Below are 22,134 nucleotides of genomic sequence, written 5' to 3' on the forward strand. Positions count from 1 at the left end.
CACCCTTGAAAACAACTCCGGAACATAGCGTAACTATGCCCGAACAACGCTGGACGTTTTCACTGTTATCGGTTTCACTCCGCAACAGGGACGGGGAACATCAATGCCACTGCTGGACGTATCATCACTGACAATCGGATTCGGTAAATCGGATCCCGTGGTGCAGAATGTGTCGTTTTCTGTGGAAAGCGGCGAAACACTTGCCCTTGTCGGAGAAAGCGGGTCTGGCAAAACGCTTACCTGCCGTTCTGTCATGCGAATCCTGCCTGCAACGGCACAGCTGCGCGGAGGCCAAATAAATTTTTCGCACGACGGTGTGACGCAGGATTTGCTGAAAGCCCCCGAACGCCAAATTCGCGCGCTGCGCGGCAGCCGGATTTCGATGATTTTCCAAGAGCCGATGCGTTCGCTTTCTCCGCTGCACCGTATCGGAAATCAGGTGGCCGAGGTTTTGCATCTGCATCAAAGCATCAGCGCAGCCGATGCAAGGCAACGTGTGCTTGCGCAGTTCGAGCGCGTGGGTTTTGCCGATCCGGCGCGCGCATGGTCCAGCTATCCCTTCGAGATGTCAGGCGGGATGCGCCAGCGCGCAATGATCGCCATGGCGATGATATCAAAACCTGATCTGCTGATCGCGGACGAACCGACAACAGCACTGGATGTCACCACCCAAGCCCAGGTGCTGGGCCTGATCAAGGATCTTCAGGCCGAAACAGGGATGTCCGTTATTCTGGTCACCCATGATCTGGGCGTTGTTGCAAATATGGCCGATCAGGTTGTGGTGATGAACAAGGGCCGCGTGATGGAGGCCGGCAGCGCAAAGGCCGTGCTGGGCGCCCCCGCCCACGGCTATACCAAAAAGCTGTTTGCCGCCGCACCGATGATCCCCGCTGTGGCTGCCCCCGCCCGCACCATGCCCCACGGCGATCTGATACTGGATATCCGGAACGTCACCAAAACCTTTGCCCTGCGCACAAGTGGCTGGCGGCCGCCTGCCCTGATCACCGCCTGCCGGAATGTTGATCTGAAACTGCCACGCGGCAAAACGCTGGCCGTTGTCGGGGAAAGCGGCTCGGGCAAAACAACCTGTGCGCAAATCGCTTTGGGGGCAATCACGCCGGATGCCGGTGGCGAAGTGCTGTTTACGCCGAACGCGGGTGAAGCGCCGCTGCAGGTCCACGCGATGAGCAAAACCCAGCGCCGCAGTTTCCAACGCGATGCGCAAATGGTGTTTCAAGACCCTTATTCATCCCTGTCACCTCGTATGCGGGTGCAGGACGCCCTGATGGAACCGGCAGAGATTCACCGCATCGGCACACGCACACAGCGCCGTGAAAAAGCTGTCGAAATGATCCGTATGGTCGGGCTCAGCCCGGATATGCTGCCACGCTACCCCCATGCGTTTTCAGGCGGCCAGCGCCAGCGTTTGTCAATAGCGCGTGCGCTGACCCTTGATCCGAAGCTGCTGGTCTGTGACGAGCCGACATCGGCGCTGGATGTGTCGGTTCAGGATCAAATTCTCGGCTTGCTGGAAGATATCCGCGACGAAGCCGGATTAAGCTATCTGTTTATCTCGCACGATCTGGCAGTCGTTGCGCGTATCGCCGACGAGGTGGCAGTGATGCGTGCCGGTGTCATTGTCGAGCAAGCGCCGCCCGATACGTTGTTCTACAACCCGCAACACCCCTACACCCGTGCGCTGATCGCTGCCCAGCCCGAGCCTGACATCAGCCGGCCAATTGACCTTGATCTTGTCGCAAAAGGTGCAGGCAGCCCCGCAGACTGGCCGGAAATGTTCCGTTTTAAGGATGAAACTGCCCCTGCCCTTCGCGAGCTGGAGCCTGGCCATATGGTGCGTTGTCATGCGTAATCTTCTGGTTACCGCCGCCGCGCTGGTTCTGTGGGCCATGCCTGCGCTGGCCCAATCCGTGCAAGTAAAGGAAAGCAGCTTTTGGGCCGCCGAAGTAAACGACGGCAATATGCCGCCCGCCGCGCAGCGCATTCCGCAGCAGCCGCTGGTTGTCGATCTGAAGGCCAAAGACAGGACCCTCGGCACCCAAGGGGGCACGTTGCGCACACTGGTGTCGCGCAGCAAGGACATTCGCCAGATGGTTGTTTACGGCTATGCGCGGCTGATGGGATACACCGAAGATTATTCGCTAAAGCCCGACATCCTGCGCGATATCACCGTCGAGGAGGATCGCAAATTCACGCTGCATCTGCGTCATGGTCATCGCTGGTCTGACGGGGCGCCGTTCACCTCTGCCGATTTTGCCTATTGGTGGCATAATGTGGCAAACAATGCGCTGATCACGCCCTCGGGACCACCCGAGTGGATGACAGTCGATGGCAAGCTGGGCAGCGTCACTTTCCCCGATGCGCAAACTGTGGTGTTTGAATGGCCCACGCCAAACCCCAACTTCCTACCGCTACTGGCACAGGCAAGCCCGCCGTTTATCTACCGCCCTGCCCATTATCTTAAACAGTTTCACGCCGATTTTGCCGATCCTGATTTTCTGCTGCAGGAGATCCTGGCCGCCCGTGTCAAAAGCTGGGCCGCGCTGCACAACAAGCGCGACAACATGTACAAATTCGACAACCCCGACCAGCCTACCCTGCAACCGTGGATGAACGCCTCGGGCAAGCCCACATCGCGCAACCTGTTTGTGCGCAATCCGTATTTCCACCGCATCGACAAGGCCGGCACGCAGTTGCCCTATATCGACGTTGTCGAAATGACGGTCGTAGGTGGCGGGTTGATCGCGGCAAAAGCGAACGCAGGCGAAGTGGATCTGCAGGCGCGGGGCCTCGATTTTCGCGATGTGGCAATACTGAAAAAAGGTGAAACCGATGGTGGCGACTACCGCACCCTGCTGTGGAGCAATGGCGCCGCCAGCCAGATCGCTATCTACCCCAACCTGAACTTCGCCGATCCCGTCTGGCGCGAGGTCATGCGCGATGTGCGGTTCCGCCGCGCGCTTAGCTTAGGCATCGACAGGCGTATGATTAACCGCGCTCTCTATTTCGGGATGGCAAAGGAAGGCGGCATGACTGCGCTCACCCGCAGCCCGCTGTTTAACCCCGCCTATCTAAAGGCGTGGTCGGATATGGACATTGATCACGCAAACCGCTTGCTGGATGAAATGGGTCTGACCGAGCGCACCGGAAACGGCCTGCGCAAGTTGCCAGACGGGCGCCCGATGGAATTTGTCATCGAAACCGCAGGCGAACGGCAAGAGGTGGAAAACGCGCTTACCATAATCACCGATACGTGGCGAGACCTGGGCATCCGCCTGATCATGCGCCCCCTTGATCGTGACATCCTGCGCAACCGGATTTACGCGGGCACAGGCATGGCTGCCGTCTGGTATGGCTGGGACAATGGCTTGCCGCGCGCCGAAACCTCTCCGCAATACCTTGCGCCGACACAACAGGAATTTTTTGCATGGCCCAAATGGGGTCAATACTATCAGACCAAGGGGCAGGCAGGCGAAGCACCGGATATGGAAGCACCAAAACGCTTGCTCCAACTGGAATGGGATTGGGCACACACCGACAACCCCGCCGAGCGCACAGCAATCTGGGATGAGATGCTGGCCATCCACGCAGACCAGCAATTCGCCATCGGAATCCTATCCAGCGCCCCGCAGCCAGTTGTCGTCTCACGCAGGTTGCGCAATGTGCCCGACGAAGCGATCTGGGCCTATGATCCCGGCGCGCATTTTGGCATCCACCGGATCGACGAGTTCTATTTTGACGATGCTTTCATGCAGGTAAGCCAATGATATTGATCCTCCGCTATGCCGTCAGCCGATTTGCAACAATGCTGCTGACACTCTGGGTTGTCTCGATCTTGGTGTTTGTGATAATCAACCTGCCGCCGGGCGATTTCCTCAGCAACCAGATCGCCGAATTGCGCGCCACAGGTCAAGCCGAAGGAGTTGCCAAGGCCGAATTTCTGCGCAGCGAATACGCGCTCGACCGCCCCCTCTGGGAGCAATATATGATCTGGGCCGGTTTCATGCCCGGTCCGCAGGGATTTGCCGGACTGCTGCAAGGCAATTTCGGCTGGTCCTTCGAATTCGACCGCCCTGTGAGCGAGATCGTCGGCGATGCCCTCTGGCTGACCGTGCTGGTCAACCTTGCCGCCGTGCTGTTCGTCTATGTCGTGGCCTTGCCGCTCGGGGTACTGGCGGCCGCAAAATCCGAAACATGGGTCGACTACACAGCCGGATTTGTCGGGTATCTGGGCCTTGCCACACCCAACTTCCTTCTGGCGCTAATCCTGTTCTACTACGGGCACAAATATTTCAACCTGCCCATCGGCGGATTGATGAGCCCCGAATACGAAGGCCAGCCGATGTCATGGGACAAGGTGAAATCGATCCTGGCACACCTGATTGTCCCGACCTTCGTTATCGGCACGTCAGGCGCCGCAGCGATGATGCAGCGCCTGCGCGCAAACATGCTGGATGAACTCAGTAAACCGTACGTAGAAACCGCAATTGCCAAAGGCATGCAGCCCAGCAAAATGTTGCGCAAATACCCCCTGCGGATGGCCTTCAATCCGTTCGTCGCTGACATTGGCAATCTGCTGCCTGCCATGATCTCCGGCTCGGTGCTTGTTTCGGTTGTGTTGGGGTTGCAAACCATCGGCCCCTACCTACTGACTGCGCTCAAATCCCAAGACCAGTTTCTGGCCGCGTTTATCCTGATGTTCGTAGCGCTTTTGACCCTGATCGGAACAATGATATCGGATGTGCTGCTGATGCTGCTTGATCCACGTATCCGCATGGGCGGACGCACCTCATGAGCATCCAACCGGACAATCGCTTCGTCGATGTGGAACCGTGGTCGGACACAGCCGACCTCTCCGCCCCCGAACGCGCCGAATTCGATGCACCTGCCTACGCGCTGGTCTGGCGCAAGTTCCGCCGTCACAAGCTGGGGCTGGTATCGGGATTGTTCTTGCTGTTTTGTTATCTGATCTTGCCGGTTGCGGGTTTCGTCGCCCCCTACACCGCAAACGAGCGGAGCGCGGATCACCTGTATCACCCCCCACAGAACATCAACCTCTGGCACAATGGCACATTCATCGGGCCATATGTCTACGCCACAACAGCGGTTGCAGACCTCGAGAACTATCGCTGGCGATACGAAACCGACACGTCAACGCCGATGCCGCTAAAATTCTTTTGCGAAGGGGCGCGCTATAACATCGCGGGTTTCATCCCCTCCGACACCCATCTGGTCTGCGCCCCCACTGGTGCAACGATATTCCTCTGGGGCTCCGACAGGCTGGGCCGCGATGTGTTCAGCCGCATACTCTACGGCGCACAGTTGTCATTGACGGTTGGCATCATCGGGATCACGGTCAGCTTCATTCTCGGCATCTTTTTCGGCGCTATGGCCGGATATTTCGGCGGCAAAACCGACTGGACAATCAACCGCGCTATCGAAATCCTGCGCTCCCTGCCCGAACTCCCGCTCTGGCTCGCCCTGTCGGCTGCCGTGCCATCCAATTGGGGGCCAGTGGCGGTGTTCTTTATCATTTCGATCATTCTCGGCATCCTCGACTGGCCTGGTCTCGCCCGCGCGGTACGCGCCAAGTTCCTATCCTTACGGGAAGAAGAGTATGTGCGCGCCGCCGAAATGATGGGCGCAAAACCATCACGCGTCATTCGCCGCCATCTGCTGCCGAACTTTATGAGCCATTTGATCGCAAGCGCCACATTGTCGATTCCGGCGATGATCCTCGGTGAAACCGCGCTCAGCTTTCTCGGCCTAGGCTTGCGCGCGCCAGCTGTCTCATGGGGCGTCATGCTTAACGATGCGCAAAACCTTGCAAGTATCGAAATCTACCCTTGGACGGCCATCCCGATGCTCCCCATCATCGTCGTTGTCCTCGCATTCAACTTTCTCGGCGACGGCCTGCGCGCCTCACTCGACCCCTATAACAGCTAACGCCTTATTTCTTTTGGCCATAAATATCCCGGCCAGCACGAGAGGCAGCGCCTCTCGTTTGGCCCCTCGGGCCAATGAAGCCGCCCCGATATTTCAGCCATACCAGTTGGCGAGTTTCACCTCGACATCCATCCCTACCCGTTTGGCAAATGCGTCGGGATCCTGCGTGCCACCATCGCGGCCGCGATAGTGATAGGGATAGACATACTTCGGCTTGAACTCCGCCACAGCGGACGCGGCAGCGTTCGCATCCATTGTGAATGGCAGATTCATACAGACGAAAGCCAAATCAATATTTTCAAGCGCGCGCATTTCCGGCGTGTCTTCCGTATCGCCCGAAATGTACATTCGGAATCCGTCAAAGTTCAGCACATAACCGTTGTCGCGCCCTTTGGGGTGGAATTTCTTGCGCTCCTCGGTGATGTTATAGGCCGCAATTACATCAATGCTCAGGTCTTTGAATATGGCCGAACCGCCGTTCTCGACTGCACCGGCCTGCGCTTTCAAGCCGTCTGGCAACATGTCGAAAACAGCGGGATTGGTGATGATTTGGGTGCCCTCCGAAACAACGCTGTTCAACGTCTCAGGATCGAAGTGATCTCCATGCTCGTGGGTAATCAGTACCAGATCGGGAGCCGCAAACCCCTCGTATTTATCGCCTCCGCCAACAGGGTCGACATAGATCACCCCTTGCGGAGTTTGCGCCACAAATGAGGCATGTGACACCGGCGATATCGTAATCGGGCCTGCGCGGGTTTCGAAAGTGTTGCCGCCCTGGACCTGCGCGAAAGCGCTGTAGGGCAGAACCGTCACCACACCTGCGGCAGCGGCGGCGGTTGCTATAAACTGGCGGCGTGTCGGGCCATTTAATCGGGTCATCTTTATCTCCTGCAAAACGTTGTCGTTGACCACACCAGCTAGATCGTCATCCGCCCCGATCAAGTTCTAGCGATCATCGCCCGTGTCGCCTGCCCCTGAGATGTCCGGTTCTTCCTCAAGGGATGCATGGGCGGCGGCAGCGACTTCGCGCTTCTGCTCTTCGCTCAGTTCATCCACCTTGCCATCCGCCAGCCGCACCGTGACTTCACGATGGGCAAACTTGATCCCCTCACGTTCGAACAGTGCCCGGATTTCTTCATATACCCGTTTGCGGACCAGCCATTGATCCCCCGGTTTGGTCATAAACTTTACGCGGATAATCATAGCGCTGTCCTGCATCTCAATCACACCCTGCGATTTCAGCGGCGCGATAAAGTTCTGCCCGATTACCGGATCATCCAGCAATGAAACCCCCAGCTTCTTGATCAGCTTGCGCACTTTTTCCACATCGGTGTCATAGGTTACACGCAAGGGCAGCTTCATAATGACCCAGTCGCGGCTATAATTGGTCATTACCTGCAATTCACCAAAGGGAATGGTGTGCAACGCACCCAGATGATGACGCAACTGGAACGAGCGGACAGATATTTTCTCGACCGTGCCTTTCACCCCGCCGACATCCAGATACTCGCCCTTGCGAAATGCATCATCAAACAGGAAAAATGCCCCCGCAAAAATATCGCGCACCAGCGCCTGAGAGCCAAAGCCAACCGCGATGCCCACAATGCCAGCGCCGGCAAACAAAGGCCCTACGTTGATCCCGATTTGCATCAGAATGACCAGCAGGATGGTCACAACAACCACGATCAGGGTGAAATTGCGAAACAGCGGCAACAAGGTTGCCAGCCGCGTGGCCGAGGACGCGCCCCCCTCATCACCCGGCTCTGCCTCGACCTCGTCCATGGTCTCTTCCGCAATTTTGGTATCAATCCAGATGCGGAACGCGTGATACACAACATAGCCGATAAAGATGATGATGATGATATCGAGCAGCTGGTCCAGCACGGATTCCACCATGCGCGCGCCGTCATTGTCCCAAATGTAAAAGAAGGCATAAGCCCCTGCGACAAATGCCAGAATACCGGCAACCCGCCGCGCCAGCGCCTCGAAACTGTTTAGCACACGCACAGGCCGGTCGCCGTCTTCGGCAGCGGCTGATAACATGGCGTGTTCGGACTGTGTGATATCCTCGACGGTAGCTGCAGGTACGGCAAGCGCGGGCTCGATCCGGTCGGCCAGCGGCCCTGCATCGCTTTCAGCTTCCAAAGCGGTTTCGGGATCAGGGTCTGGGCCGTCTTCGCGCAGGATCCGTCGCTCTTGTGCCTGTCGCTCAAGGCGGGCCTGATCTGCGGCTTCGCGTTCCGCCTGTTTTTCGCGCAGCAGCCGCAGCAGACGCGCGCGGCTAAAACCGCGTTCGATCAAATAGTTTACAACGCCGTACACAACGATAATCGAAATAACGATACCATAGGCGCCCGCGATCAACGGAATTGAGCTGGGGTTATTCAAAATCAGATCATAGGTCAGTTCAAACCATGCAAACAGCACGTAAAACACGACCACAGGCGCCCACGCGCGGCTGAGGAAGCGCGACAACATGCCAACTTCCGACGGCTCTTTCCCGTGACGCAAGGCGGAAGACACCGCGCGCCTGTTGACGATGACAAGAACGATATTCAGCAGCACCACCGCTGCGGATAGCATCGCGGCGACCAAAGCATAGACATCATAATTCAATCCCAACTCACCGATCCAGATCCCGAAGAGGATTGCGCAGATGTCAAAACAGCCCAGCACCCACATCCAGCGATACAATCGCTTTGCGTCGCGTCCCGCGATAACGGGGACACGGTATTGCGTCAGAGAGGGCGACAGGATCATGCGCCACAGCTCTACGACAACACGGCAGCAGAAATATCCGATGTTGATCAGCGTTACCGTGAATTGGATCGCGGTATCATCCAGCGGCGGAAAGAACACCACGCCGATCACATAGGCCACTGCCATCGAGATCAGAATGCCAACAACCCCTATATAGAACCGGAACACCAGAAACGGCAGTTTCTCCGTGTATCCTGTGGGGTCGTCCATAACGCGGTTTCGGACATACTGGCGCGCGATCCGCTTGGTAAACATCTCGCGTTCGACAACAAAACCAATCACAAACAACAGCAGGCTCAGCACCAGAACCTTTGCAAAGGCCATGATTGTTCCGTCCGGCGATGCAGCGCGCAGGATATACAACACTTCCTGAATCGCGACAGGCAACTGGACCAGACGTTCGACCAGTGCATCGCGCAAACGGTCTGCATTTTCCTGCGCTTTCATCAGGGGCGCATGTTCCGCTGGCCCAGGGGCCAAAGCCTGCTCCCCCGCCGGTTGCGAGACAACGCGCCCTTCGGTGTCGATAACTATAATGCCGACACCGGCATCGGCAGCCTTGCGCAGCGTATCGGCAAGGTTTTCTTCGGCGGGGTCTGGACTGCCTGACAGCAGAGTTGAGAACCCTTGAGCCGCTGTATCCGGCACCGGCAAAAGAGCCAGCAAAAGCCCCAGCAGCACGGTCTGCAAGATGCGGTAAATCATCATTGTTGTCCTATATCGCAATCTGCGGATCGCAGCCGCTCACAAAGTCGTGACGGTAAGGATTTGTGCTTTATATTGCAATCAAAGCGACGGGACCCACTTGACTGACACGATGCGCAGTACGGTTCTGTTCGTTCGTGTTTTACAAATGGCCGTATTTTGTGCGATAGAAATTGAAGGGCTGCAGGAAAACGACCGGTCTCTTTCGCGGCCTGAGGAATTAGATGAAGATTTACACAATCAAATATCGGACGGCTGGTTCACACATCGAACGTGCAGCGTCGCGCGTCATATTATTTCACACCAGACCGGCTTCCGCCGCATCGATCGCTACGGTATCGCCAGCAGTTTGAGGTCGGGTTTTACAATGGCCTAACGAAACGCAAATCAGGTTTTCAGTACCCCAAGACAGAAAGACATTTTATGCCGCAAGAGGCCATCGTCCAAGCCAACGCACGCGCGCCATCGCGGCGCATCATGCTGTACAGCCACGACACATTCGGATTGGGTCATTTGCGCCGCTCCCGCGCGCTTGCAACTGCATTGACCGCCGGGGACGACAAGGCATCGGCGATCATTCTGACCGGCTCTCCCGTGGCGGGGCGGTTTACCTTTCCCGAACGGGTTGATCACATCCGCCTGCCGGGCGTGACCAAACTACCTGACGGATCCTACGTCAGCTCTACTCTGGGATTGGACATTGACGCTACAACCAATCTGCGGGCCGGTTTGATACAGTCAGCGGTAGAGCAGTATCGCCCCGATCTGTTGATTGTTGATAAAGAGCCAACAGGCTTTCGCGGTGAATTGCTACCAACGCTGGAATGGTTGCAGGCGCAAGGGGACTGCCGTGTTGTGCTGGGCCTGCGCGATGTACTGGACGAGCCCGAGCGGCTTGCCGCCGAGTGGGAGCGCAAAGGCGCGGTGAAAGCGGCCGAAGCCTTCTACGATGAATTCTGGGTATATGGTGTCGAAGAGATCTATGACCCGACCAGCGGCCTGCCGTTCAGCGATGAAACCCGCTCGCGGATGCACTACACCGGCTATCTGCGCCGCCAATTAACCGACAATGCCGATGTGCCGGACGAACCCTATATCCTCATCACGCCCGGTGGTGGCGGTGACGGGGCCGCCATGGTTTCATTGGTTCTGGACGCTTATGAAGCAGACCCGACATTGGGGCCGAAGGCGATGCTGGTCTATGGCCCGTTCCTATCCGGCGAGGTCCGCGAAGCCATGGATGCGCGGGTTGAAGCCTTGGGCGGTCGTGTCGTTGCCACTGGATTTGACAGCCGTATCGAAGCGCTGTTCGCCAAAGCACAGGGCGTAGTCTGCATGGGCGGTTACAACACATTCTGTGAAGTCCTGAGCTTTGACCGGCGTGCGGTGATTGTACCGCGCACCGTTCCAAGGCTTGAGCAATGGATACGTGCCAGCCGCGCAGAAGAATTGGGGCTGGTCCGGATGCTGGATGACGGGCGCGACGGAATGACGGTTGATGCGATGATCAAGGCCATCCGCGCCCTGCCCACCCAACAAACGCCCTCGCAGGCGGGTGCCGACGATCTGCTTAACGGGCTGAATGTTGTTGTTGAACGGGGCCGCGCCTTGATGGGGCAGAAAGGCTGATACTGTGAACACGCCCCCCCTTGCCATCGTTGTCAAAGGCTGGCCACGCCTGTCAGAGACATTTATCGCGCAGGAGCTTGTAGCGCTTGAGCAATCGGGCATTGCGTTTGATGTCTGGTCCCTGCGCCACCCGACCGATGTCAAAACCCATCCGCTGCATGATCGTTTACAGGCGCGGGTGCGTTACCTGCCCGAATATTTGCATCAAGAACCCCGCCGCGTGCATGAGGCGATGGGCGCGGTAACCGCGCTGGCCGGTTTTGATGCCGCCGCCGATGCCTATGCCCGCGATCTGGCGCGCGACGATACGGCAAACCGCCGCCGCCGCTGGGGGCAGGCCTGTGTTCTGGCCCATGAGGCTGATGGAAACCTGGAGGCGCTTTATGCACATTTCCTGCACACCCCGTCTTCTGTGGCACGTTACGCCGCGATGCTGCGCGGTGTGCCGTGGTCATTTTCTGCCCATGCCAAAGATATATGGACATCTCCTGAATGGGAATTGCGGGAAAAGCTGAGCGCAGACACTTATGGTGCCGCCTTTGGTGCCACCTGCACACGCTTTGGCGCGGAGCATTTGCAGGCCTTGGCCGACACGCCCGAGCGGGTTGATCTGGTCTATCATGGTCTTGATCTGGCCCGCTTTCCCGATCCGCCCGCGCGCACGCCGCGCAGGGCTGATGATCCGCTGCACATGATGTCGGTGGGCCGGCTGGTTGAGAAAAAGGGCTTTGATACGTTGATCGACGCGCTGGCGCTTCTGCCGACCGATCTGGCGTGGAGCTGGACCCATATCGGCGGCGGCACACTGGATGCGCAACTGCGTGAACGCGCGCAGGAAGCAGGTGTTGCAGATCGCATCACCTGGCGCGGCGCGTGTGATCAACCCGATGTCATTGTGGCCATGCGCCAAGCCGACCTGTTTGTCCTGCCATCGCGCATTGCTGCGGATGGTGACCGCGATGGGCTGCCCAACGTTTTGATGGAAGCGGCAAGCCAGATGCTGCCAATCCTGTCGACACCCGTTTCGGCCATTCCCGAATTTATCACCCACAACACCCACGGCCTGCTGGTGCGCGACACACCGCAAGCGTTTGCGGATGCAATGCAGCAGGTTGCCCGTGATCCGGCACTTGGCCCCCGCCTCGCGCGGGCTGCGCACACCCGCCTGCATGCCGAATTTACCATGGCACCCGGCATTGCCCATCTGGCAAAGCGTCTGCGCGGAATTTTGAAAGGCTCCTGATGCGGCTGGCCTTTTACGCTCCGCTCAAGCCCCCTGCGCACCCTGTCCCGTCGGGCGATCGCGCAATGGCAAGGGCGCTGGTGGCGGCGCTGACCCACATGGGCGCCCAGGTTGACCTTGCCGCGACATTTCGCAGCCGTGACGGCAAGGGTGACCCTTCTGTTCAGGCACGCCTGATTGCCGAGGCGGCGGAACTGGTGCCCGAGATTATTGAAAAAGGGCAAAGTGCAGGTTGGCAGGCTTGGGTCACGTATCACAGCTATTACAAAGCGCCTGATTTATTGGGGCCTGCCGTGAGCCGCGCGCTGGGCATCCCCTACCTCGCCATTGAAGCAACCCGCGCGCGCAAGCGGTTTGGTGGCCCGTGGGATGCTTTTGCGCGTATCTCCGAGGCTGCCTGCGATGCCGCCGACGTGATCTTTTATCTCACTGCGCGCGATTATGAAGCGCTGCAGGCCTACGCACCCGCGCAGCAACAGCATGTCCATCTGCGCCCGTTTCTGCCACGCAATAATCTGCCGCCTGTCGCCGCAGGGGAAAACCTGCTTGCAGTGGGAATGATGCGCGTTGCAGCGAAACTGGAGTCTTACAAGCTGATTGCGCAAACCCTCGCTTTGCTGCCCGACGATGTTACTTTGGAAATTGCTGGGGATGGCCCCGCACGTTCACAGGTCGAAGCAGCAATGGCCCCCCTGAGTGGGCGTGTGACATTTCTGGGCGCGATTGATGAAACCGCGCTGAAAAGCGCTTATGCACATGCCGGTGCGCTGATCTGGCCCGGCGTGGAAGAGGCATTCGGTATGATATATCTGGAAGCGCAGGCACACGGCCTGCCTGTCATAGCGCAAGACCGCCCCGGTGTGCGTGATGTTTTGTTTCCCCGCTCCTACCCATCTGTGGATGAGGGGGCTGCCGGACTTGCGGCGCTTGCCCGCAGGGCGGCTCCGCCCGCCGACGACATCCGCACCTTTATCCGCGATCACCACCTGCTCCCCGCTGCCGCCCACACACTGCGCGCCGGCTTGGCAAAGGCAGGTGTCGCATGATCCGGCTTGCGCTGCTGCGCCATGGACATACCGCATGGAACCGCGAAGGCCGTGTGCAGGGCCGCAGCGATATTCCGCTGGATGCCGCAGCTATTGCCGAACTCTCTGCCAAACGCCTGCCCGCGCCATGGGACACAGCCGATCTGTGGGCAAGCCCGCTGGAACGTGCCGCCCATACGGCACAACTGGTATCACAGCGCACCCCGTGCACAGACCCCGCGCTGATCGAGATGAACTGGGGCGATTGGGAAGGTCGCATCGCGCGCGAACTACGCGCCGATCCGGCCTGTGATCACCGCGACATCGAGGATTGGGGGTGGGATTATGCCCCCCCGAACGGCGAAAGCCCCGATGCACTGCGTCAACGTCTGGTGCCGTGGGCGAAGGGCCTGACAAATGACACCGTCGCCGTCTGTCACATTGGTGTGATGCGGGTCCTTATGGCCCATGCGACAGGCTGGAATTTTGACGGCCCCCCGCCTTTTGCCGTTAAACGCAACCGCCTGTTTATCATCGAGTTGGGCGCAGATCAGTGGCGCTTGCTGGCAGACCCTGTACGACTGGAAAGCAGACCCGAATGAAAGTGACGATCGTCGTTACCCACCTGCTTGGCACCGGCCATCTGGCACGGGCAATGACACTTGCGCGCGCCTATGCGGCAGTGGGTGATGCGGTATCGGTCGTTTCCGGCGGCTTGCCTGCGCCATTGCTGGCAGACCCCGACATTACGCTGGTTCAACTGCCTCCCGTACGCTCGGACGGGGTGGATTTTTCGCGGCTTCTTACGACGCAGAACGCCCCTGCCTCGTCGGAATACCTGGCACATCGCGAAGTCAGTCTGCTCAACGCCTTCAGTAGCTTCGCACCCGATATCCTGATCACCGAACTGTTCCCCTTTGGCCGCCGCATCCTGCGTACGGAATTTCAAGCCCTGCTACGTGCCGCCAAAGCTGCGGCAAATCCACCGCTGATCTGCGCCTCTATCCGTGATATTCTGGCACCCCCGTCGAAACCACAAAAGGCTCTGTTTGCAGATGATATGGTGCGGCAGTATTACGACGCGGTCCTGATACACTCTGATCCCGATTTAATGCCGCTTGAACTCAGCTGGCCTGTGTCTGCGGTCCTGCGCCCGTACTTGCACTACACCGGTTTTGTCGCCCCCCCGCCAGCAGGGCAACACCCAGAATGTGCAGGCGCAGGTGAGATCATCGTGAGCGCGGGCGGTGGTGATGTGGGGGATCACATTTTTGAAACGGCAATTGAAATGGCGCGCGACGTCGCTCTTCCGGTCCGCCTTTTGATCGGAGGGGCCGCGCCGGATGATCGCATCGCCGCATGGCGCAGCCGTGCGCCCGTCACTGTGATGATTGAGCCCGCGCGCAGGGATTTCCGGCAAATGCTGTATCACGCCGCTGCATCTGTTTCGTTATGCGGCTACAATACCGCGCAAGACATCTTGCAAGCTGGAACGCCCGCCGTCTTTATCCCCTTTGATGAAGGTAACGAAGTAGAGCAAGGCATACGCGCTGATGCGCTGGCCCGAAAATCCGGCATCGAAACCATCCACCGCGCGCAATTATCGGCGCAAACCCTCTTGGCAGCCCTGACAAAAGTGATCGCAGCCCCCCGTCGCAATAGCCCCCTAACCGTGGTAGATGGAGCTGCAAATACCGTCACAAAGACCCATAATTTAAGAGGCGGACAATGAGTATCGACTGGTCCCCGCTGCGCGATGAGCTTGCCCGATGGCGCAGCACCAATCTGACCCTGCCGATATGGTGGCGCGACGATGATGCGGTCGCAGATACGCCCGCGCTTGAACGGTTGGTCGCGCTGGCGGACGGGCTGGACCTGTCTGTCCATATCGCCGTGATCCCCAATCTTGTCACGCCAACGCTGGCACCAATGGTCGCTGCGCAATCATGCCTTATTCCGGTTGTGCACGGGTGGCGCCACATCAGCCACGCCCCTGAAGGGGCCAAAAAGGCCGAATTTGGCCACCCCCGTGTGCAAGCAGGCGATGAATTAAAGCGTGGAAGGGAAACGCTCGCCCGATATTTTGGCAAGAGGCTGGTCAATCTGTTCGTTCCACCGTGGAACCGGATTGATCCGCCTTTCCTGCCCGTCCTCGCAAAACACGGCTACGCAGGCGTTTCCACCTACGGGCCGCGCACCGCGGTTTATCCCGCCTCTGGCTTGATGCAGATTAACACCCACATCGATCCGATATTCTGGCGCGGTCATCGCGGATTGGTCGATCCGGAGATCCTGATCGACGGGATCGTCACCACCCTTCAAGACCGCCGCGCGGGTCACATCGACGCGTCAGAGCCGCTGGGCCTGCTGACCCATCATCTGGTGCATACAGAGGAAGTCTGGAATTTCACACGCGATCTATTGGACGTATTGCTTGAAGGTGGTGCGCTGCCTGCCGATATTGCCTGCCTGTTGGCTAACGCACGCGCCACCGCCTGAGCGGGCTTCGTCTTACAGCCGTGTCAGCGCAACGCCCAAAGCTTATCCACCGGACGTGGCGCCCGTGATCTTGCGCGCAATTAGATAGGACACCGGCAGCCCCAGCACTGCGCCAACCCCCGCAGCGACCAAAATCGCGGGAACCGAGACATATCCCATCACCAAAACAGCAATCACACCCGTACCGGCAAGCGATGTGGCGATGATAGAATAAAGAATGGCGGCAAGACGCAACATGGCGGTTTCCTCTGTTATCAACTGTGTTGCCGTATGATATCACAGGAACGGGGTCTGACTACTTTGATTGAGGTCAATCTGACTGCGCCTTTATCAGCGTTTTTTGACGAACTCGGTCAGGATCACAATTCGCTGACCTTCAACCCGCCCCTCGATCTGCCCGGCGTTATCGGGAACCAGTGATATCCGATGGACGGCCGTGCCCCGCTTGGCGGTAAATCCCGCACCTTTTACGTTGAGGTCTTTGATCAATACAACCGTATCGCCTGTGGCAAGGGGAACGCCGTTGCTGTCCTTGTGGTCCGTCTGCTCTGCCACATTATCCGCCCACGACTGTGTGTCCTCATCAAGATACAACTGCTCCAGCAGGTCACGCGACCAGTCTGTATCAAGACGCCTAAGCGTGCGCGCCGCAAACACCTGCACCGCGGGGTCTTCGGACCACATGGTCGAAGCGAGAGGGCGGAAATGATCCGCTGGCGTCTGCGCATCTGCACATGCGGCGCAAACAGAAATAGAGGCATCCGCAGAGCCACCCGAAACGGCGATATCAAAAAGCGGTGCGTCATTGGTGCAAAGGGGGCAGGTCATCGGGGCCTCACGCGGTTAGAGTTTTAGCGGATATACCACCGATCCTCACGCGCTGCATGCCCTTTGTCAGGCTCCGACCAATCCATTCGCTTCAACACGGCGTAAGTAACGGGAAGAGCAACAATGCCCCCGATGATCAGGGCGGTGATTATGCTGGTCCACGAGAAATAGCCCGCGAGGATGATGGCGACCGCGAGGAAGCCGGAAATGGTAGAGAAGACGACGGAGTAGATAGCGAAGGCGAAGTGGTACATGGGGGGCCTCTTTGGTTTGTATCAAAGATAGGCATTTTTTGAGCAGTCTTCAATTAGGAATGCCGCGCACGAACCGAGGGGTGGGTGTGAAGCGCCCGCCCCGTGGGGGCGGTTCGGGCGCTGCCAAATTGGAAATTTGGCTATTAGAAATTACAAATTGCGACACGTGCACTTGAAAGACAAAACGTGAACACATATTTAAAGACCTCACATATCGGGATCAGAAAATTAACCTGATCTGCGACAACCTTTGGAATGGAAGAAATTTGAATAAATCGAATAAAAACAACTGGAACTAAATCTGACAATTGTCACCGAAGTGGAAAACAACGGTGTAGGGATGGGCGTTCTCAGCAATGGTGCTCCCTACCTAACTGGTCGTGGCCTAGCCAGGCTTTGCGGAATCAGCAATGCCAACACAGTAGCTATAGCGGACGACTGGCAAGTTGAACCAATCAAACTTCGTATCGCTAAGATCAAAGAAATAATCCGCGAGGGGCAAGGCGACGATACGCAAGCGTTTATAGGTGTTAATAGAAGCGGAAGCATTCATCATGCTTTTCCTGAGCAAGTGGTGATGGCAGTCCTTGAATACTACGCGCTAGACTCGCCAAAATTAAATGATCATGCTCGGAAAGCTTATAGAACATTAGCACGCAAAGGTTTTACTGACTTCGTTTATGAGAGCGTTGGTATTCCACGAAATGCTACAGCAAAAGACTTAGCAACAGCACAGTATATGGATCGTGTCGGATTATTCACCAATTCTGTTCCTGACGGCTATTTCTCAATTTTCAAAGAGATTTCCGAAATGTTTGCTTCGCTTGTATCCCATGGAATAATAATAGACTCCTCTTTTGTCCCTGATATCAGCGTAGGAATCACTTGGGCGAAATATTGGGAAGATGAAAATTTAGAGTCTGTCTATGGTATGCGCCAAAGTTTTCAGAGCAGCTACCCAAGTTATTACCCACAATCGGCAGCAGGGAAACTCGATGCTAATTGCTACCCTGATGACGCCTTGGCTGAATTCAGAAAGTGGCTCAAACAAGAATACTACACAGATAAGTTGCAGCCCTATTTAAAAGGCAAAATACGGTCTGGAAGCATCGATCAAATGGCGGCACTGCAAATTATCGATGGGCTAAAACCTGCCCAAATTGCAAAGTCATGAGTTTTCGGCCACCAAGAACTTTTGGTGGCCAACACAATGGCGATAGTTGACTCCCCACCTTCACCCAGCGGGAACGCGCATTGCTTTGCAATACGATGCCTCCCAGCGCCGCTCAAAACGGCCACCCCCGGGGCTCCGCCCGTTCGCCCTTCAAACGCTCCACTGGAGCGTTTGCCAAGCTGCGCTTGGATCAAGGCTCACCCATCCATCTTCAACGCTGAAATAAACGCTTCCTGCGGGATATTCACGCTCCCGAACTGGCGCATCTTCTTTTTACCCGCCTTCTGCTTGTCCAGCAGCTTGCGTTTGCGTGACGCATCGCCGCCATAACATTTGGCGGTCACGTCTTTGCGCATGGCTGAGAGGGTCTCGCGGGCGATGACTTTACCGCCAATGGCCGCCTGAATCGGGATTTTGAACATGTGGCGGGGGATCAGGTCTTTGAGCTTTTCCACCATCGCGCGGCCGCGCATCTCGGCGCGGTCACGGTGGACCATTGTTGACAGGGCATCGACAGGCTCGTCGTTGACAAGAATGCTCATCTTCACCAGCGCATCCGTGCGGTAGCCGATCATCTGGTAGTCGAACGATGCATACCCTTTGGTAACACTTTTCAGCCTATCATAAAAATCGAACACAACTTCATTCAGGGGAAGGTCATACACAACCATCGCGCGCGATCCGGCGTAGGTGAGGTCTTGTTGAATGCCGCGGCGGTCCTGGCACAGCTTGAGCACGTCACCAAGGTATTCGTCAGGCACAAGGATCGTCGCCTTGATCCGCGGTTCCTCGATGTGGTCCACAAAAGTCAGATCGGGCATGTCGGCAGGGTTGTGCAACTGTTGCACTTCCCCGTCCCTCATGTGGATATCATAAATCACCGACGGCGCGGTGGTGATCAGGTCGATGTCGTACTCCCGCTCGATCCGGTCGCGGATCACTTCAAGGTGCAAAAGCCCTAGAAACCCGCAGCGGAAACCAAAGCCCAGCGCGGCAGATGTTTCCATTTCATAGCTGAAGGAGGCATCATTCAGCGCCAGCTTCTCAATGCTGTCGCGCAGGTCTTCGAACTGGGCTGCGTCCACAGGGAACAGGCCACAGAACACCACGGGCTGCGATGGCTTGAAGCCAGGCAATGCCTGCGCGCAGGGCTTTTTCTCATGCGTGATCGTGTCACCCACCCGCGTATCGCGCACCTGTTTGATGGATGCGGTGAGAAAACCGATCTCGCCGGGGCCGAGCACGTCGATCTCTGTCATCGCGGGGCGGAACACACCGATCCGGTCTACATGGTGAACCGAACCGTTTTGCATCATGGTGATCTTGTCGCCCTTTTTGAGCTGACCATCCATAATACGGACAAGAACGATTACGCCCAGATAGCTGTCGTACCACGAATCCACCAACATCGCTTTCAGCGGTGCATCAAGCGTACCTTTCGGTGCTGGCAACCGGTGTACAACAGCCTCAAGTGTTTCGATAATGCCTTCGCCAGTTTTGGCAGACACGCGGATCGCGCCCGAAGCATCAATGCCGATCACATCTTCGATCTGTTCGGCCACACGATCACAGTCAGTCGCAGGCAGGTCGATCTTGTTCAGGACCGGAACAATCTCGTGATCCGCATCAAGCGCGTGATAGACGTTGGCAAGCGTCTGCGCCTCGACACCCTGTGTCGAATCAACCACCAGCAACGATCCCTCAACCGCGCGCATGGAGCGGGAAACCTCATATGCGAAATCGACGTGACCGGGAGTGTCTATCAGGTTGAGAACATAGTCTTCGCCGTTCAGCGCGGTGTAGTTGATCCGCACGGTCTGGGCCTTGATCGTGATGCCCCGCTCCCGCTCGATGTCCATATTATCAAGCATCTGCGCCTTCATATCGCGCACAGCAACTGTGTTCGTCTCTTGGATGAGACGATCAGCGAGGGTGGATTTGCCATGGTCGATGTGGGCGACGATGGAGAAATTGCGGATGTGTGAAAGTGGTGTCATGTATTGGATATGATGCGGATTTGAGGGGCGGTCAAGGTGGATGATGTCGCGGGGCCGGAAGGGATGAGCGGAGTTGATTTTCCGCAATACGATTCCCAGTTCATTGAGGATCTACCACTTAATGAGGCGGCAATTGTAGTCTTGAGAAAAGCCCTTCGAGCTTTTGGCTTAATGGGACTCAGAAAGATGCGGGGCAGAGAAAGTACCGAAGCTGGAACGACCGAAGCTTTAGCATACCTTCGACTCTTCCATGCACTTTCGACGGACGTTGAATCGGCTCAACTCGCGGATGCTCTGAACGGTTTTAACGATGTTACAGCTAAGAGCGAGAAATTGAGATTGGCGAGCCTATCGAGCCAAGTGGAAATTCGCTCATGGTTGTGCCTTTCTTTCATTCTGAGGCAGTTGACTGCTTGGGCTGTCAAGGAAGGAAGTAGGAAATCAGTTGACAGTGATGCGCACTTACAGAGTGCCGCAGATAGGATGTATGACCTATCTGGAAACAATTCTTTTGGTTTCTATTTACGTTACGGGCGTGACGAAACTGTCATTTTTGTTCCACCTGTTGATAGGTTTCTAACTACACCTTTGTGGGCAGATGAAGGCTCTGTACCAAATGAGCCAAACAAATGGTTGCTGCATAACCAGCCGAAAAATCTCGCGTTGATAGAGGACCTCTCTGAGAACGGATTGATTTGGGGGTTTTGGAAAAACTGGTACCAGAGCATGATGGACGGAAGGCTATCAGACCAAGAATTTCAAAGCGCCGTCGTGAAAATACCCAATGATGTTTGGCTATCTGGAGCACAAGCGGTTGCAGAAGAGATCGAAAAGATCAAAGCACGGCGCGCGCTTGAAGCGGAGATTGCGGCTCTCAAAGAGCAGCTAAGGCAAACCCAAGTTGTAAAGCGACCATATCACCGCCTGCACAACAATCCGCCCGAAGCGATTGAGAGCCATCAGCAACTAAAAAATGAAATTACGCGCATTTGGGAGCTACTGGAGGATGCTGAAACAGAGGTTGGCAAGGCTTCGCCTTCGCCTTCTGCGTTACGTGTTATTGCCGATACTCTTTGGGAAATATCTGTTCGCATCGGTCAGTACTGCGCAGCATTGGCCGATATCGCGCTTAAAAAATCTGCTGAAGTTATTGGTGAAATTGGGACGAAGGCGGCTATTGGTGTGCTTGTTACCACCACGGCGGCGCAGAACGAGGGTGTTAAGGCGGTGGCGCATGCGATTTGGGATTTTGTGAAAATGCTTCCTGCTGGATGAGGTGGGTTTCACCCACCCTATTTTGTTTCGTTGGTTGAAATGTCTTGCTGGATAAGGACGTCACCGACCGAGGGTGGGATGAAACCCTCCTGTGGGTGCGGTCCGTACGAAACACACGGAGCTTGGTTTTCGAACTGATGCCCTCACTCCCCATTTGCCCAAACGCCCGAATCTGTGCATACTGCGGAGCAGAGCAGATAACGTCGCATCAAATGGGGCAAACCCATACGCGACTTGAGACAAAGGCAAACGGTATGAAAACCACGGTTTTGGCGCTGGCCGCGCTGACGGCACTTTCGGCTTGTGGCGGTGGCGCTACGAATTACACAACGCGCGGCGCGTTTGCGCCGACGCAGTTATACGCGACAGGACCGCTTCAGCGTGCGTGCATGAAGATGGGCCGCAAGGGGGCGACATCCGTGCGCTGCGGCTGTGTTCAGGCGGTAGCCGACCAGCAATTGTCAGCCGCCGAACAGCGACGCGGTGTCAAAGCATTCAAGGACCCGCATAAAGTTCAGGTCTGGCGCCAATCCGACAAAGCGTCTGACAATGCGTTCTGGGCGTCATGGAAAGCCTTTGGGCAAACCGCAACGCGGGTCTGTTCCACGCTGTAATTGTGCCACGCAACAACAATAAGCATGACCGATTTCTGGCGGTGAGAAGGCATTTAACGCGGACAACATTATGTCCGCGGCTTTTGGCCCGATGCGCTGCGCAGACCGTTCCACTTGAAACCAAAGCAAGACGCGAAATTGTCCGGTGAAGACGATTTCGCAGCGGA

At 56.8% G+C, this 22,134-nt stretch carries 20 protein-coding genes; 14 read left to right on the forward strand and 6 right to left on the reverse strand.

The features are described 5' to 3' along the window. The first annotated feature begins 103 nt into the window (after window positions 1–103). The 4 genes from OS189_RS13110 to OS189_RS13125 are packed head-to-tail and all read left to right on the forward strand — an operon-like array spanning window position 104 to window position 5,964. Window positions 104–1,870 (forward strand): ABC transporter ATP-binding protein, encoded by a 1,767-nt coding sequence (locus OS189_RS13110; RefSeq protein WP_267167774.1) that lies wholly within the window; start codon window positions 104–106, stop codon window positions 1,868–1,870. Beyond that, window positions 1,863–3,785, forward strand: a complete 1,923-nt coding sequence (locus tag OS189_RS13115; RefSeq protein WP_267167775.1) for an ABC transporter substrate-binding protein — start codon at window positions 1,863–1,865, stop codon at window positions 3,783–3,785. Before OS189_RS13110 ends, OS189_RS13115 begins: the two co-directional genes overlap by 8 nt. Next, a complete protein-coding gene (locus OS189_RS13120; RefSeq protein ID WP_267167850.1) occupies window positions 3,785–4,813 on the forward strand; it encodes an ABC transporter permease in 1,029 nt (342 codons plus the stop codon). Before OS189_RS13115 ends, OS189_RS13120 begins: the two co-directional genes overlap by 1 nt. Continuing rightward, window positions 4,810–5,964 (forward strand): ABC transporter permease, encoded by a 1,155-nt coding sequence (locus OS189_RS13125; RefSeq protein WP_267167776.1) that lies wholly within the window; start codon window positions 4,810–4,812, stop codon window positions 5,962–5,964. The genes OS189_RS13120 and OS189_RS13125 overlap by 4 nt, the downstream gene beginning before the upstream one ends. Before the next feature lie 93 nt (window positions 5,965–6,057). On the opposite strand, the gene OS189_RS13130 is transcribed toward OS189_RS13125, so the two are convergent. Next, the gene (locus OS189_RS13130) at window positions 6,058–6,843 is read right to left on the reverse strand and encodes an MBL fold metallo-hydrolase (RefSeq protein WP_267167777.1); all 786 of its coding nucleotides are present in this window, start codon (window positions 6,841–6,843) and stop codon (window positions 6,058–6,060) included. 66 nt (window positions 6,844–6,909) lie between these two features. Next, complete coding sequence (locus OS189_RS13135) at window positions 6,910–9,429, reverse strand: mechanosensitive ion channel family protein (protein WP_267167778.1); 2,520 nt, start codon at window positions 9,427–9,429, stop codon at window positions 6,910–6,912. Window positions 9,430–9,541: 112 nt separating this feature from the next. Between OS189_RS13135 and OS189_RS13140 the strand changes: the two genes are divergently transcribed. Genes OS189_RS13140 through OS189_RS13170 form a run of 7 tightly spaced genes read left to right on the forward strand, consistent with a single transcriptional unit; the run spans window position 9,542 to window position 15,825 of the window. Further along, window positions 9,542–9,805 (forward strand): hypothetical protein, encoded by a 264-nt coding sequence (locus tag OS189_RS13140; protein ID WP_267167779.1) that lies wholly within the window; start codon window positions 9,542–9,544, stop codon window positions 9,803–9,805. Window positions 9,806–9,852: 47 nt separating this feature from the next. Further along, window positions 9,853–11,058: a glycosyltransferase family protein gene (locus OS189_RS13145; RefSeq protein ID WP_267167780.1), complete on the forward strand. Its 1,206-nt coding sequence runs from the start codon at window positions 9,853–9,855 to the stop codon at window positions 11,056–11,058. A gap of 4 nt (window positions 11,059–11,062) precedes the next feature. Then, entirely contained in the window at window positions 11,063–12,301 is a 1,239-nt protein-coding gene (locus OS189_RS13150; RefSeq protein WP_267167781.1) for a glycosyltransferase family 4 protein, read from the forward strand. After that, a complete protein-coding gene (locus OS189_RS13155) occupies window positions 12,301–13,347 on the forward strand; it encodes a glycosyltransferase family 4 protein (RefSeq protein WP_267167782.1) in 1,047 nt (348 codons plus the stop codon). Before OS189_RS13150 ends, OS189_RS13155 begins: the two co-directional genes overlap by 1 nt. Next, on the forward strand, window positions 13,344–13,928 hold the full coding sequence (locus OS189_RS13160; protein WP_267167783.1) for a histidine phosphatase family protein: 585 nt from the start codon (window positions 13,344–13,346) through the stop codon (window positions 13,926–13,928). Before OS189_RS13155 ends, OS189_RS13160 begins: the two co-directional genes overlap by 4 nt. Then, window positions 13,925–15,058 carry a glycosyltransferase family protein gene (locus OS189_RS13165; protein ID WP_267167784.1) on the forward strand — a complete coding sequence of 378 codons (1,134 nt, stop codon included), beginning with the start codon at window positions 13,925–13,927 and terminating at the stop codon, window positions 15,056–15,058. The genes OS189_RS13160 and OS189_RS13165 overlap by 4 nt, the downstream gene beginning before the upstream one ends. Beyond that, window positions 15,055–15,825 (forward strand): polysaccharide deacetylase family protein, encoded by a 771-nt coding sequence (locus OS189_RS13170; protein ID WP_267167785.1) that lies wholly within the window; start codon window positions 15,055–15,057, stop codon window positions 15,823–15,825. Before OS189_RS13165 ends, OS189_RS13170 begins: the two co-directional genes overlap by 4 nt. 42 nt (window positions 15,826–15,867) lie before the next feature. Here OS189_RS13170 and OS189_RS13175 read toward each other — a convergent pair whose 3' ends face one another. The 3 genes from OS189_RS13175 to OS189_RS13185 form a co-directional block, all read right to left on the reverse strand. Beyond that, window positions 15,868–16,062, reverse strand: a complete 195-nt coding sequence (locus OS189_RS13175) for a hypothetical protein (protein WP_267167786.1) — start codon at window positions 16,060–16,062, stop codon at window positions 15,868–15,870. A gap of 93 nt (window positions 16,063–16,155) precedes the next feature. Further along, a complete protein-coding gene (locus OS189_RS13180) occupies window positions 16,156–16,653 on the reverse strand; it encodes an alkylphosphonate utilization protein (RefSeq protein WP_267167787.1) in 498 nt (165 codons plus the stop codon). 23 nt (window positions 16,654–16,676) lie between these two features. After that, complete coding sequence (locus tag OS189_RS13185) at window positions 16,677–16,907, reverse strand: hypothetical protein (protein ID WP_267167788.1); 231 nt, start codon at window positions 16,905–16,907, stop codon at window positions 16,677–16,679. A 319-nt stretch (window positions 16,908–17,226) separates the two neighbouring features. Here OS189_RS13185 and OS189_RS13190 point away from each other — a divergent pair, with 319 nt between their 5' ends. Beyond that, complete coding sequence (locus OS189_RS13190; protein WP_267167789.1) at window positions 17,227–18,081, forward strand: BstA C-terminal domain-containing protein; 855 nt, start codon at window positions 17,227–17,229, stop codon at window positions 18,079–18,081. Between the two features lie 197 nt (window positions 18,082–18,278). On the opposite strand, the gene lepA is transcribed toward OS189_RS13190, so the two are convergent. Then, entirely contained in the window at window positions 18,279–20,078 is a 1,800-nt protein-coding gene (gene lepA, locus OS189_RS13195; protein ID WP_267167790.1) for a translation elongation factor 4, read from the reverse strand. Window positions 20,079–20,114: 36 nt separating this feature from the next. On the opposite strand from lepA, the gene OS189_RS13200 reads away from it, so the two are divergent. Both OS189_RS13200 and OS189_RS13205 read left to right on the forward strand, forming a co-directional pair. Continuing rightward, entirely contained in the window at window positions 20,115–21,353 is a 1,239-nt protein-coding gene (locus OS189_RS13200) for a hypothetical protein (RefSeq protein ID WP_267167791.1), read from the forward strand. 254 nt (window positions 21,354–21,607) lie between these two features. Further along, on the forward strand, window positions 21,608–21,967 hold the full coding sequence (locus OS189_RS13205) for a hypothetical protein (RefSeq protein ID WP_267167792.1): 360 nt from the start codon (window positions 21,608–21,610) through the stop codon (window positions 21,965–21,967). The last annotated feature ends 167 nt before the right edge of the window (window positions 21,968–22,134 follow it).

Source organism: Sulfitobacter sp. F26169L (assembly GCF_026410285.1).
GTDB lineage: Bacteria > Pseudomonadota > Alphaproteobacteria > Rhodobacterales > Rhodobacteraceae > Sulfitobacter.